Raw genomic sequence first — 12,819 nt, 5'->3', positions numbered from 1 at the left:
GGGATTAAACTGATTTTGATGATTTACAGGACGGCCTTTTTACGGCATTTGAAAAATTAACAAATACAAAAGCGGGTACCAGCGATTATATCCGCGTTTATATCCACCTGTCTTTTTTTAAACCACCGGATGAAAAAATCCTGTCAATCATCAAAATCAGTTTAATCCCGGGCAATACAAAACAGGGATGGCATAATGCCATCCCTGCTGAATTTTATTACAAAAAAACTGTTTACTTCTTTGCTAAGGTAGTGAGATACTGTTCCAGTGCAGCAGCCATAGAGGGCGCCTGCGGAAGTGGTGCTTTTACATCCAGTCTTAATCCTGCTTCTTCAACAGCTGCGGAGGTAGTAGGACCAAATGCACCGATATGGGTGCCGTTCTGCTCAAACTCCGGCATATTTTCGAACAGTGATTTAACGCCTGAAGGACTGAAAAACACGATCATATCATAAGCTGTAGCCGCCATTACTTCTTTTACATCAGTAGAAACGGTTTTGTAGAGGGTAGCGGTGGCGTATTCACACTTGTTTGCTTTTAACCACTCTTCTATGTCCTTTTTCTGGCTGTCAGAACTTGGGAACAGGAACTTTTCATTATCCCGGTGTTTGTTCATTACCTCCAGTACTCCTTTGGTAGAACCGTCTGCACCGTAAAATACCTTCCGCTTACGATAGAGAATGAATTTCTGCAGGTACAACGCTACAGCTTCTGTAATGCAAAAGTATTTACAATCCTGCGACACTTTCACCTTCATTTCCTCACAGATCCGGAAAAAGTGGTCTACCGAGTTACGGCTGGTGAAAATCACTGCCGTAAAGCTGAGAATGTCGATTTTCTGTTTTCTGAACTCCTTCGCTGGCAAACCTTCCACCCTAATGAATGGGAAAAAATCCAATTTAATATTGAACTTTTTGGCCAGATCAAAGTAGGGTGACTTTTCTGTTTCAGGCTTAGGTTGAGAAATTAGGATTGACTGAATTTGTTTACCTTGCAAATCTTTTTTTGGCCCGCCTTTTATCATACGTTTTTTGCTCTTGTGTTAACAATAGGCGGTAATCAGGGATTACCAGTTAACCAGATATTCTGCAGCACCTTGGTTAATATTAAAACAGGCGCTACTTCGAATGCGCAAAGGTAAAGAAAAAAATGCAATTTACTGAAAGATAGGTACTGCCTAACCAGTGAATAAGATCTAATATACCTATATACAATAAGTAATACTATGAAAAATAAAGATATATAGAGGAATGCGCGGGCAATTTCCGGGGTACAAAAGGCGATAATTACCAGGAAAGGCACCAGTAATACCCCTAAAATCTTGTTGATCAGGTATAAGATAAAAATATAAGCGTCCGCCAGCTCGCTATTACCGAATAACCAGCCGCAAAAGCGCAGCATCACATACTTAAAGCCATATACCACTGCCACCAACACAATTAAACCTGGAATCAGCAACCAGGGTTCCGCTTGTGGGAATACCTGCTGCCGGTATAATACGAGATAAAAATAAAGTCCCAGCGCAATGGAGAAAAAGATATTCAGCAACATATTGGGAAAGGGCGACTGTGACAGCTGGTCTTTCAACTGCCGCTGACTAAGCGTAGGATTCAGGAATGCCCTGAAAAGGTCTGCGAAATACTTCTGGTAAAACAGGCGGATAAGGCTCAATACCAGCAATACGCCTGCTATCAGGTAAATAAGCCAGTCCATATTGCGGTAAGGTCTTACCGGGTTGGTATCCACAAAACGGGGTTTACCAGGTTTCAACAAACTGTTTTCCTGCTCCAGCTTTTTCATGTACAGATCATACGGAGAAGGAACTTTCACCTTAGGAACCGCGGCCAGTGCCGTGCTATCTACCTTATGCCCGGTGGTATCAGCTGCCAACCGGCTGCTGTCTTTTTTTACATGCGCCGTCAACGGGGAAATGGCCCGGGTACTGTCTTTCTTCACTAAACCAACCCGTGTGGAATCTCTCTTCACCGGTGCTGTACGCGCCTTAGGACGCGATGAATCACCGGCAGCATGGGTGATAACCGGCTTTTTCTTTACTACCGGCGGCTTTACAGCACCGGAATCTGTTGTTTGTGCCAGTATCGGCAAATAACTGAGAGTGAATAACAGCAGTAACCAGTTTCGCACCAGGAAAATATTTTGCAATGACTTTAAATCGGTTTTTCAATAATCACGTTCCTTCCGGTGGCAATTAACACCGTCCTGCTCACATAACAAAACTGAAACGTAATTTTGACCTCACAAAGATATTAAAATAGTCCATAGTTGGCCCGTAAAACGGCAATGGCGGACCACTATAAAAACGCGCATGTCAGGAATTTATTTACATATTCCTTTTTGTAAACAGGCCTGTTACTACTGCAACTTCCATTTTTCCACTTCTGTTTCACAGCAGGGAGCCATGGTAAAAAGTTTGTTGCAGGAAATCACCTTGCAAAAAGACTACCTGGCCGGGGAACCGGTACACACCATTTATTTCGGCGGTGGTACGCCCAGCCTGTTACAGGCGGATGAACTGCAGGCATTGCTAGCGCATATATACGCTACCTTTCCCGTAGCCGCTGATGCAGAAATAACCCTGGAAGCCAATCCCGATGACCTCAGTGCGGAAAAGCTGCTCATGCTGAAAGCCGCCGGCATCAACCGGTTGAGCATCGGCGTACAGTCCTTTCATGAAACAGACCTCACCTGGATGAACCGGGCACATAACAGCGAACAGGCACTGAACTGTATCCGGCAGGCGCAGGAAACCGGCTTTCAAAATATTACCATCGACCTTATTTACGGCGGACCTACCCTGAGCGACGAAGGTTGGGCCCGGAATGTACAACAGGCCATTGCACTCGGCATCCCTCATTTGTCGTGTTATGCACTCACCGTAGAACCAGGTACGGCGCTGGATCATTTTATTAAGAAAAAGAAAATGGCGGCAACCGACCCGGATAAGGCAGCCCGGCACTTTGAAATGCTGATGGAATGGCTGAATACTGCGGGTTATGAGCATTACGAAATCTCCAATTTTGCCCTACCCGGATGGCATTCCCGGCACAACAGCAGCTACTGGCAGGGCCGGTCTTACCTCGGACTCGGACCTTCCGCACATTCCTTTAACGGCATATCAAGACAATGGAATATTGCCAACAACGCAGCATATATTAAAAGCATCGCCGCCAATAAAATACCTTTTGAAATAGAGTCGCTAACCACTGCCATGCAGTTCAACGAATATATTATGACAGCCCTACGCACTGCCGCCGGCTGTAACCTGGAATGGATAGCCGAAAAATTCGGGGCTGCGCTTGTTGCCCATCTGATCGCGCATAGCCAGCCCTATATAGTGATGGGGAGAATGGAGCGTGTAGGGGAAACCCTGCGGCTTACAACAGCAGGGCGACTATTCGCAGATGGAATAGCGGCGGGAATATTTATCTAGCGGTTAGCTATTAGCTATTAGCTGTTAGTAAATGTAGCGAGCCAGCCGTTTGCAAAATGCCGCAAAAGAAAGACGTGACGCGCCTTTGCCCCCGATTTTTAGCCCCGGCTTAAAACAAAAAAATGCAGCGAAGATCATCTTCGCTGCATTTCGCTAACAGCTAAAAGCTAATGGCTAAAAGCTGTTGGTAAACTGCTTCAGCAGTTTACCAACCCAGTATATATGCAAAGATCAGTGGTGCTACAATGGTAGCATCTGATTCTACGATAAACTTAGGTGTGTGAATATCCAGTTTACCCCAGGTAATTTTCTCATTTGGTACGGCGCCGGAATAGGAACCGTAGGAGGTAGTGGAGTCTGATATCTGGCAGAAGTAGCTCCAGAAAGGCACATCTGTCCATTCCAGATCCTGGTACATCATCGGCACTACGCAGATCGGGAAGTCACCAGCAATACCGCCACCTATCTGGAAGAAGCCAACGCCTTTACCAGCAGAGTTTGCACGGTACCATTCAGACAGGTAGATCATGTATTCGATACCGCTTTTCATGGTCGATGTTTTCAATTCGCCCTTGATGCAGTAGGAAGCGAAGATATTACCCATGGTACTGTCTTCCCATCCCGGAACGATGATCGGAATATTTCTTTCTGCGGCGGCAATCATCCAGCTGTTTTTTGGATCGATTTCGTAGTGTTCTTTCATCACACCGCTCAGCAGCAATTTGTACATATATTCATGCGGGAAATAACGTTCGCCTTTATCTTCCGCGTCCTTCCATATTTTGTGGATATGTTTCTGGATACGGCGGAAGGCTTCTTCTTCCGGAATACAGGTATCTGTAACGCGGTTGAAGCCCTGTTCCAGCAGATCCCATTCTTCCTGCGGACTCAGATCGCGGTAGTTAGGCACTCTTTTATAGTGGGTGTGTGCTACCAGGTTCATGATATCTTCTTCCAGGTTTGCACCGGTGCAGGAAATAATATCTACTTTACCCTGACGGATCATTTCTGCGAAAGAAATGCCCAATTCAGCCGTACTCATCGCACCGGCCAGTGTCACCATCATTTTACCGCCTTCCAGCAAATGTGTTTCATATCCTTTGGCAGCATCCACCAATGCAGCTGCATTAAAGTGGCGGTAATGGTGCTGGATAAATTGAGAAACGGGTCCCTTATTCATGTCGTTTAATCATTTATACATTAACAGTCTGGCTAATAAGCCTTAACAGGTGGCAAAGTTAAGATAATTTTTGGAGGGGCCGCAGGCAGGTGGAAAACAAAAGAGCCCATGGTAAAAACCATGAGCTCTGTATTTTTAACACTACTAAAACTAAGCTTTTTTAAGGTGGCTATATACCTTCATATTAGCCTCCTGGTCTGTTTTTATAACGGTCCAGGTATCGGTGCCTTCCAATGTTACGAAATATACGATGTTATCGCCGGAAGTATATTCCACTACGCAATAAATGCTGGTAGCAGGATATTTTTTATTCAGTTTACAGGCCACTTTCAGGGGCAGCTGTTCCGACTGCAGGTAGCGTGAAGTAGCCAGCAGGGTACCATCCTCCCGGAAGAAGGCCGTCACCTTGGTGTTGCTCATGGTGAACTTGGCAGTAAACGTTTTGTTGTCATCGGTATACCACTTAACGTCGGTAGCACCGGTGAAAGATTCTGTGAATGTACTGTTGATTTTTTTGTTAACAGTAGTTTCATAAGGGCTTGCGAAAAGCACATTTGCACTGAATATGAGTGCGGCACTGACTAATAAAATAAGTTTTTTCATGGCGGAAAAAATTTATGGTGATTGTGATTTTTTGTTTCGATGAGTCAAAGCTACGCCGGGAAGTGCCTGGTGGTCAAGGCATTCTTTACTGATGGGATCACATGATTAGTTGGTGTATCCGCTTATGAACGTCCGCCTGACCGATGGTGAACACAGGCCTGTAAAGACCAGCCATGGCTTGTTTGTTGGTGCCAGCCTGCCAATGTTGCATGGCCCGGAGTTAAGAAATTGTTAAAATGGATAAGGTTTGCGGGCCGGGGCTTCAAAAGGCTGTCCTCTCATAAATCCGTATCTTGAGGCCATGAACCACCTGGCCCATGCTTATTTGTCTTTCCGCCAACCTGAGCTGATCATTGGCAATCTCATTGCTGATTTTGTGAAAGGCCGGAAAAATATGGCTGACTTTAGCGCTGGTATACAACAGGGCATCCGCATCCACCGGGCTATTGACAGTTTTACGGACCAGCATCCGGTAACGGCAAAGGCCAAATTGTTTTTCAGGCCTTCCTGCGGTCTTTACAGCGGTGTATTTACCGACCTGGTATATGATCATTTCCTGGCGTCTGATCCTGAACGCTTTACAAACGATTCGCTGTATTCGTTTGCCCGTTACGTTTATAATGAAGTAAAACAGCAGTCGGCGGTGCTTCCACCGGCATTCCTGGAGATGTTTGAGTATATGCAGGCTTACAACTGGCTATACAACTATCATACAACAGCCGGTATTTCCAGTTCCATCAGGGGAGTGGCCCGGAGGGCCAGGTACCTTAAAACCGATGGCAGTATTGTGTTTGCGGTTTTTATGGAACATTATGCGGCATTGAAAACCTGTTACCAGGAGTTTTTCCCCGGGCTGCAGGCACATGTGGAAAACCTGCTTCAAAAGGAAAACCGCTAACAGCTTGTTAAAAGCGGATCACCGGCTTTTCTGATTCCTTAAAAATGGGTAGGTTTGCCGCCAATTACATTTAAAAGAAATAAAGCTTTCCAGGATGATGAAAAAAGTTCTCCTTTTTGCCCTAATCGCCGGCATGTTCAGCCTTCACGCTGCAGCACAGGATAAAAAATTGCCGCCACTTGATGCCAGTCCGATGGACATGGCTTATTACCCTGTAATGTATCCTTATGTGGTAAAAGTAAAAGGTGAACCAGGTTCACTGGTTGCCCGGGTAATATACAGCCGGCCGCAAACCAAGGGAAGAGATATATTTGGTAACCTGGAAGAATATGGCAAAATATGGCGTCTGGGAGCCAACGAAGCTACTGAAATTGAATTTTTCCGCCCGGTAACGATTGCCGGTAAAGCTATTCCAAAAGGCCGTTATACGCTGTATGCCATTCCTACGGAAAAAACGTGGACCATCATCCTGAACAAGGATACTGATATATGGGGCGCTTTTAAATACGATCAGAAAAAGGACGTGGTAAGAACCGCTCTTCCGGTAGTAACACTGGATACTGCTGTAGAGGCCTTTACCATGGTATTTGAAAAAGGAGATCCCGGCGCTAACCTGATCATCGCCTGGGACAAGGTAAGCGTAAGTTTGCCGATTAAATGGTCTGATGCAGTTACTGCCAAAGCCACCGGCAAAAAGAAAGCGTAAGGCAAAAAGCATAAAGCAAAAAGCCATTGAGCAGAAGATGTAAGCGAATAATATGCGCGCTGATCTTCTGCTCAATGGCTTTTTGCTTTATGCTTTTTGCCTTACGCTTTAAAAAAGAAAAAGCGGTAAGAATACCGCCTTAAGAATTTTAACCATATCCTATGAAAAACCTAAAACGAATTTAGTCCGATTATGCCTAACCGTTAGTAGCGAATTGGTGAACGATATAAAAATGTTCGTAACCGTTACATTTTCCAAGCTCATACGTTAATATTAACTAAAATGGACAAGTGATCCCTCTCATCATTTTGGGCGATCCCTGTTCCCAAAAACTGGAGTATATTTGGAAACCACCAGAAATTATTCATTTTAAACATTAAGACATGAAGCTGGGTACAAAACTCATACACGCAGGTGTAGCTCCCGATCCGTCTACCGGCGCTATTATGACGCCAATTTTTCAAACTTCTACCTATGTGCAAAGTGCGCCGGGAGTACATAAAGGCTATGAATATGCCCGTACACAAAACCCTACCCGCGACGCGCTGCAAAACGCATTGGCGGCAATTGAAAACGGCACTCATGGCATTTCCTTTGGCAGCGGTCTGGCGGCTACAGATGGCGTGATGAAGCTCCTGAACCCCGGCGATGAGGTTATTGCTACCAACGATCTGTACGGAGGTACCTACCGTATCTTTACGAAAGTATTTGAGCGTTATGGCATCAAGTTCAATTTCATAGATATGGCCGATGCCCGGAACATCGAGGCCCATATTACTCCCCAAACAAGGATGATCTGGCTGGAAACACCTACCAACCCCCTTTTAAGGATCATTGATATTGCGGCCTGCGCACAGATCGCCAGGAAAAATGAAACCATCCTTTGTGTAGATAATACCTTTGCCTCCCCCTATCTGCAAAACCCGCTGGACCTGGGCGCCGACATTGTACTGCATTCTGCTACCAAATACCTGGGAGGCCATAGCGACGTGGTGCATGGGGTGGTGATTGTAAAGAATGAAGAACTGGCTAAACAGTTATATTTCATACAAAACAGCTGCGGAGCCGTACCTGGGCCGCAGGATTGCTTCCTGGTGCTGCGCGGTATTAAAACCCTGCACGTAAGGATGCAGCGTCATTGCGAAAACGGCGTGGTAGTAGCCAATTTCCTTCGTAATCATCCTAAGGTGGACAAAGTATACTGGCCGGGATTTTCAGACCATCCCAACCATGATATTGCGAAACAGCAAATGCGGGGTTTTGGCGGCATGATGTCCTTTACCCTGAAAAACGACAGTATGGAATCGGCCAACCGGATTCTGAGCAATACACACCTGTTTGCACTGGCAGAATCGCTCGGCGGGGTAGAGTCGCTGATAGGCCATCCTGCCAGCATGACTCATGCCTCTATTCCGAGGGCAGAGAGAATAAAGAACGGACTGGCAGATTCCCTCATCCGGCTGAGCGTGGGCATTGAAGATGCAGACGATCTGACCGAAGACCTGGCCAAAGCTATCGGTTAAGTAATAGATTTTAATTCTTATCCGGTAAAAATTATCTTTACCTGAGCGTAAATATTTGCCCAACCATATTCAGCGCCTTTTTATATCAAATGTGACCATTGATATAAAAAGGCTTGTGGTAATACACATGTGATTTTAATTTATGAAAATCCAGAAACTGAGGGAGTTTTTAGATGCAAAGGCGGCATACTATAATCACCCGGATTTTATTGCAAATGATCCTATTTGCATCCCGCACCGTTTCAGTGTATTGCAGGATATTGAAATATCTGGTCTCTTTGCGGCCATACTGGCCTGGGGAAACCGGACCAGCATTATCAATAAATGCACGGAACTGTTGAAAATGATGGACAACGCGCCTTACGATTATATCCGTCATCATCAGGCGAAAGACCGTATGAAGCTATTTTCATTCTGTCACCGCACGTTTAACGGGTTGGATCTGTTGTATTTTGTCGAGTTCCTCCAGCACTATTACACCAATGTAACATCGCTGGAATTTGCTTTTAGTGCCCATATTACGCCCGAGGACGATAACGTGGAAAAAGCACTCATTGGATTCCGCAAGGTATTTTTTGCACTCGAGCACCCGGAAAGAACAGGAAAGCATATTGCCACGCCTGCAAAAAACTCCGCCTGCAAAAGATTGAACATGTATTTGCGCTGGATGGTACGACAAGACGAAAATGGCGTGGATTTTGGGCTTTGGCAGCACATATCACCTTCGCAGCTCGTATGTCCGATGGATGTACATGTAAGCAGGGTAGCTGCCCGGCTGGGATTAATACCTGAGGCTAAAGCCGATTGGAAAACCGCCGCCGCCCTTACCCACCAACTGAAGAAACTCGATCCTGACGATCCTGCCAGGTACGATTTTGCACTTTTCGGTCTGGGTGTGATTGAAAAATATGTTTGATCAAATAAAAAATGGTAATGAAAAGAATTCCGGGACTGATCGTAATGGTATTAATATTGGCTTTGTCCGCGAAGGCGCAGGAATATGTAGCCCTCAACTATACCTTCCATAAAGGAGAACTGTTTGAGCTGGAACAGAAAAGCAGAAGCGAAACCTATATGACAGTCAATGATATTGTACAACGTACCACCCGCGATTATAACAATATCATCACCATGGAAGTAACCGAAATACAGCCGGGTAAAACCACGCTTACCTTCCGTTACAAAGATCTCAAGTTCAATTTCAACGCAAAAAACCAGAACATCTATGTAGATGCCAAGGTCACCAAGGAAGACGAGCCATTCCAGGCTGGTCTTAAAAAAGTACTGGACCAACCTTTTACCGTTGAAATACAGACAACCGGTATCATCAATAAAGTAGAAGGCCTCGATAATATTCTTGATAATGCCGGCAGCGCTTTCAGCTCGCTGAAAAAAGACGAACAGGAAGCTTATATAAAACTGATGAAAGACCAGTTTGGCACCCCTGCTTTTCAGGGCTGGCTGGAACAACTCCTTATCATGTATCCTGCACATGGCATTAAAACCGGTACCCAATGGGAAGAGAACGTGCCTTTACGTGGCGGATTAGTGGGCAGCATAGACCTTTACTGGAACCTGCAGACCTGGGATGCGCAAACCGCTAAAATCGGAGGCACCTCTAAAATAAAAACAGATAAAGTACAAATGCTGACCCTGGAAGACGGCATCAAAGCTACTGCAGAAATCAGCGGTACTACTTCTTCCAATTACCTCATCAACCGCAGCAGCGGATTACCCAGTATCTGTGTACAAAATACCGATATGTCCGGCGACTATACTTACAAAGCCAACAAGGCCAAGCGTATAAAACGCGACCTGAAAGTACCTGTAAAAGTAGTGACCAACGCTTCTTACAAAATCAAACAAATGAAATAATGACAGCATCGCCAGCACAATACCTCCAGGAAACAGCGGCATGGACGCAGGAAAACTTTGAGATAAGTGTACCCGTTAATGTTAGCTATGAACTACTGGAAGAACTGTTGGCGAAACGGCTGGAGATACTGATCAGCGAAAATTTTCAGCAATTTATATTCATACTATACCGGACAGATGTAGCGGAAAAACGCGTGAAAATGATACTGGAGGAAGCAGCGGCTACAGGAACAGACCCCTATAAACCTATTGCTGCGCTGATTATTGAAAGACAATTACAAAAAATCACTTCCCGGGCTACTTATAAACAAGATCATCTCCCTGACGATGAAGAGAGATGGTGAGCCAGCTTTTAGCCATTAGCTGTTAGCAAATGCAGCAAACATCATGTAATGTTGATCTTCGCTGCATTTGCTAACAGCTAACAGCTAATGGCTAAAAGCTGATGCTAGAACATCAGTTCCTTTACTTTTTCCTTGTCTTCCTTCTCTTTATCCAGGTCGAAGAAGGTACCGAATACATGATCCCAGATAGAAGAACTTACGCCAAAACCCTTGTCCTCACTTTTGTAGTGATGCAGATGATGGTTGCGCCAAAGCGGTTTCATAAACCGGAACGGCGGATTCCACGCATGGATGGCGTAGTGCATACTGCCATAAATCAGGTAACCCAGGATAAAGCCGGGGAAAAACATAAATGTAATTTGCTGCAGGAAGATGTATTGTACACCAAATATAGCGGAGGCAAGTATCAGGCTTGGTACCGGGGGCATAAATAAACGCTGCTTGTCTCTCGGGTACTCGTGATGGTTACCATGCATTACATAAATAAAACGTTGCACTTTAGGCCTGTCGCTCGCAAAGTGAAACATAAACCTATGCATGATATATTCAAAGAAAGACCAGAATGCCATGGCCCCGATGAATATGCCCGCTACTGTACCGGGAGTAAAGCCTAAGGTATTGTGGCTATAATATAACATATAGCCGATAATGGGCAAATACAGCCCCCAGATCACCAATGGATGCGTTTTGGTAAGCATCTCAAGATACTGGCTCTCAAATAATCTTGCCTGTCCTTTGTTCTTAATCTTTTCAAACTTCATAACTCCGAATTTTAGAGTACAGTTACGGGATATGAATAAAACCTTCCTTATAAACACTGGCAGCCGCCTCAAAAATGATGCGCGTTTTAAATTCGACTGTCCAAATGGCACGCAAAAATACGACGTTCAGGTATTATTTCGCGCATATTGCATGGCTATAAGTTTATAAATAATATTTATTCCGCACTTGCTACTCTTTATATTTTATATTGAAATCATGCAGGTTGGGTTTATGTTTTCTCCTGCGTTGCAATTCATATTTATAAATAATTTCTCCTACTTCCCGGAAGAATGAATATCCTTCTCCTTCATATTCATATTTATTATCATTCAATATACCGTCCCGGTTAACGTACAGGTTACCTGTCAGCATAAACTCCACGCCATGTTTAAAATCCACAATGTATGCTGCATCTGTCAGGAAGCCATAGGACCACCCGGCCTTATTAAATACACGGATGTATGGCGGAATGTTCTGTTTACCATCTTTGAAAAAAAAAAATTTGGTAAAGCTGTTATAATACTCCGTAGTATCATACCTGGGCCAGGGGGTTTCCGACGGATATTGTGACATATAGCGGTATAAAAACCGGTAATCATTTTTTGTGAGATGAAAACGCTGTGTGGCCGGCACTGATGCGGGAAACAACACCGACTGCAACATTTGCTGTAATGCCGCCAATGGAAGGTTATTGTGCTTTGTAAAGTCCATTGGCAGAAATACCAGCTTATCATCTTTGTCGAGATATCCTGTACCGATTGTTGCCTTATGGCTGTAATCGAAAGACAGGGTATCATAAGCAGCTGGCTGCCCATATACCAGTTGCCCGTTTGTCACAAAGCGAATGGGATTGGTATGCCGGTTTTCTTCCTCGGTAAGCGGCATAAACCGTCTTACAATGCGTACGTTCGGGTATCCCATTGCCCATAGTCTTTCATGGATGTGCTGCTGCCCTACAAATTCATACAACCGGTTGTAAGCATCATTGTCGCTGATAAGAAATATTTGCCTGATATACTGATAAATGGAGGGCAAACCGTTTTCTGCGGTACTATCGGTGTACACCCGTACCTGTCCTTTCCAGGCACTGTCTGTAAGCATCGGTGTATTCCCGGTAAGACCCGGTATATTCAACTCGTGTAACTTTTCCAGCGCCAGCAATGCAATAGGCAGTTTAACGGTACTGGCAGGATTATAATACTTTGTTTCATCCACCTGCAGATAGTAATTTTTAAAATGGGGGGTGTTATCCGCGTCCCGGTCTATCTGGGTATAAATAAGCTGGTAACGGAAAGAATCCGGCCACTGCAAGATATGCCTTAGCCCCGGTGAAGCCTGCTGCTGCAGCAGGTTTTCCAGCATTGTATCTGTGCGGGATTGCGCCCGCACCATAAAGAGATGGCTATAAAATACCAAGAGCAGCAAACAGGGGCGCATATACGTTGGTCGTTCTGTGTATAAATATAAAGGAATTAGC

At 44.8% G+C, this 12,819-nt stretch carries 13 protein-coding genes; 7 read left to right on the top strand and 6 right to left on the bottom strand.

What is annotated here, in order from left to right:
* Positions 1–232: 232 nt before the first annotated feature.
* Positions 233–1,024 carry a uroporphyrinogen-III synthase gene (locus KE626_RS02410; protein ID WP_211971283.1) on the bottom strand — a complete coding sequence of 264 codons (792 nt, stop codon included), beginning with the start codon at positions 1,022–1,024 and terminating at the stop codon, positions 233–235.
* A gap of 35 nt (positions 1,025–1,059) precedes the next feature.
* On the bottom strand, positions 1,060–2,145 hold the full coding sequence (locus KE626_RS34990) for a DUF4271 domain-containing protein (RefSeq protein WP_211971282.1): 1,086 nt from the start codon (positions 2,143–2,145) through the stop codon (positions 1,060–1,062).
* Positions 2,146–2,326: 181 nt separating this feature from the next.
* On the opposite strand from KE626_RS34990, the gene hemW reads away from it, so the two are divergent.
* Entirely contained in the window at positions 2,327–3,451 is a 1,125-nt protein-coding gene (gene hemW / locus KE626_RS02400) for a radical SAM family heme chaperone HemW (RefSeq protein WP_211971281.1), read from the top strand.
* Between the two features lie 205 nt (positions 3,452–3,656).
* On the opposite strand, the gene KE626_RS02395 is transcribed toward hemW, so the two are convergent.
* Together KE626_RS02395 and KE626_RS02390 are read right to left on the bottom strand one after the other, a co-directional pair.
* Positions 3,657–4,631 (bottom strand): deoxyhypusine synthase family protein, encoded by a 975-nt coding sequence (locus KE626_RS02395; protein WP_211971280.1) that lies wholly within the window; start codon positions 4,629–4,631, stop codon positions 3,657–3,659.
* A gap of 150 nt (positions 4,632–4,781) precedes the next feature.
* A complete protein-coding gene (locus KE626_RS02390) occupies positions 4,782–5,234 on the bottom strand; it encodes a hypothetical protein (RefSeq protein ID WP_211971279.1) in 453 nt (150 codons plus the stop codon).
* A 301-nt stretch (positions 5,235–5,535) separates the two neighbouring features.
* Between KE626_RS02390 and KE626_RS02385 the strand changes: the two genes are divergently transcribed.
* The 6 genes from KE626_RS02385 (at position 5,536) to KE626_RS02360 (ending at position 10,580) form a co-directional block, all read left to right on the top strand.
* Complete coding sequence (locus tag KE626_RS02385; RefSeq protein WP_211971278.1) at positions 5,536–6,132, top strand: acyl carrier protein phosphodiesterase; 597 nt, start codon at positions 5,536–5,538, stop codon at positions 6,130–6,132.
* Between the two features lie 94 nt (positions 6,133–6,226).
* On the top strand, positions 6,227–6,838 hold the full coding sequence (locus tag KE626_RS02380; RefSeq protein ID WP_249207209.1) for a DUF2911 domain-containing protein: 612 nt from the start codon (positions 6,227–6,229) through the stop codon (positions 6,836–6,838).
* 383 nt (positions 6,839–7,221) lie between these two features.
* Positions 7,222–8,361, top strand: coding sequence for a cystathionine gamma-synthase (locus KE626_RS02375; protein WP_211971277.1), 1,140 nt, complete (start codon positions 7,222–7,224; stop codon positions 8,359–8,361).
* Positions 8,362–8,503: 142 nt separating this feature from the next.
* On the top strand, positions 8,504–9,277 hold the full coding sequence (locus tag KE626_RS02370) for a TIGR02757 family protein (protein WP_211971276.1): 774 nt from the start codon (positions 8,504–8,506) through the stop codon (positions 9,275–9,277).
* Between the two features lie 17 nt (positions 9,278–9,294).
* Complete coding sequence (locus KE626_RS02365) at positions 9,295–10,236, top strand: DUF6263 family protein (RefSeq protein ID WP_211971275.1); 942 nt, start codon at positions 9,295–9,297, stop codon at positions 10,234–10,236.
* Positions 10,236–10,580, top strand: coding sequence for a hypothetical protein (locus KE626_RS02360; RefSeq protein ID WP_211971274.1), 345 nt, complete (start codon positions 10,236–10,238; stop codon positions 10,578–10,580). Before KE626_RS02365 ends, KE626_RS02360 begins: the two co-directional genes overlap by 1 nt.
* A 104-nt stretch (positions 10,581–10,684) precedes the next feature.
* Here the strand turns inward: KE626_RS02360 and KE626_RS02355 are convergent, their stop codons facing one another.
* Both KE626_RS02355 and KE626_RS02350 read right to left on the bottom strand, forming a co-directional pair.
* Positions 10,685–11,341: a sterol desaturase family protein gene (locus KE626_RS02355; RefSeq protein ID WP_211971273.1), complete on the bottom strand. Its 657-nt coding sequence runs from the start codon at positions 11,339–11,341 to the stop codon at positions 10,685–10,687.
* A 190-nt stretch (positions 11,342–11,531) separates the two neighbouring features.
* Complete coding sequence (locus KE626_RS02350) at positions 11,532–12,779, bottom strand: serine hydrolase (RefSeq protein ID WP_211971272.1); 1,248 nt, start codon at positions 12,777–12,779, stop codon at positions 11,532–11,534.
* Positions 12,780–12,819: the final 40 nt, after the last annotated feature.

Origin of the sequence: Chitinophaga hostae (assembly GCF_018224885.1) — a bacterium.
Classification (GTDB): domain Bacteria; phylum Bacteroidota; class Bacteroidia; order Chitinophagales; family Chitinophagaceae; genus Chitinophaga; species Chitinophaga hostae.
Note: the sequence above shows the minus strand (reverse complement) of the source record. Positions and strands in the feature narration are given on the sequence as shown.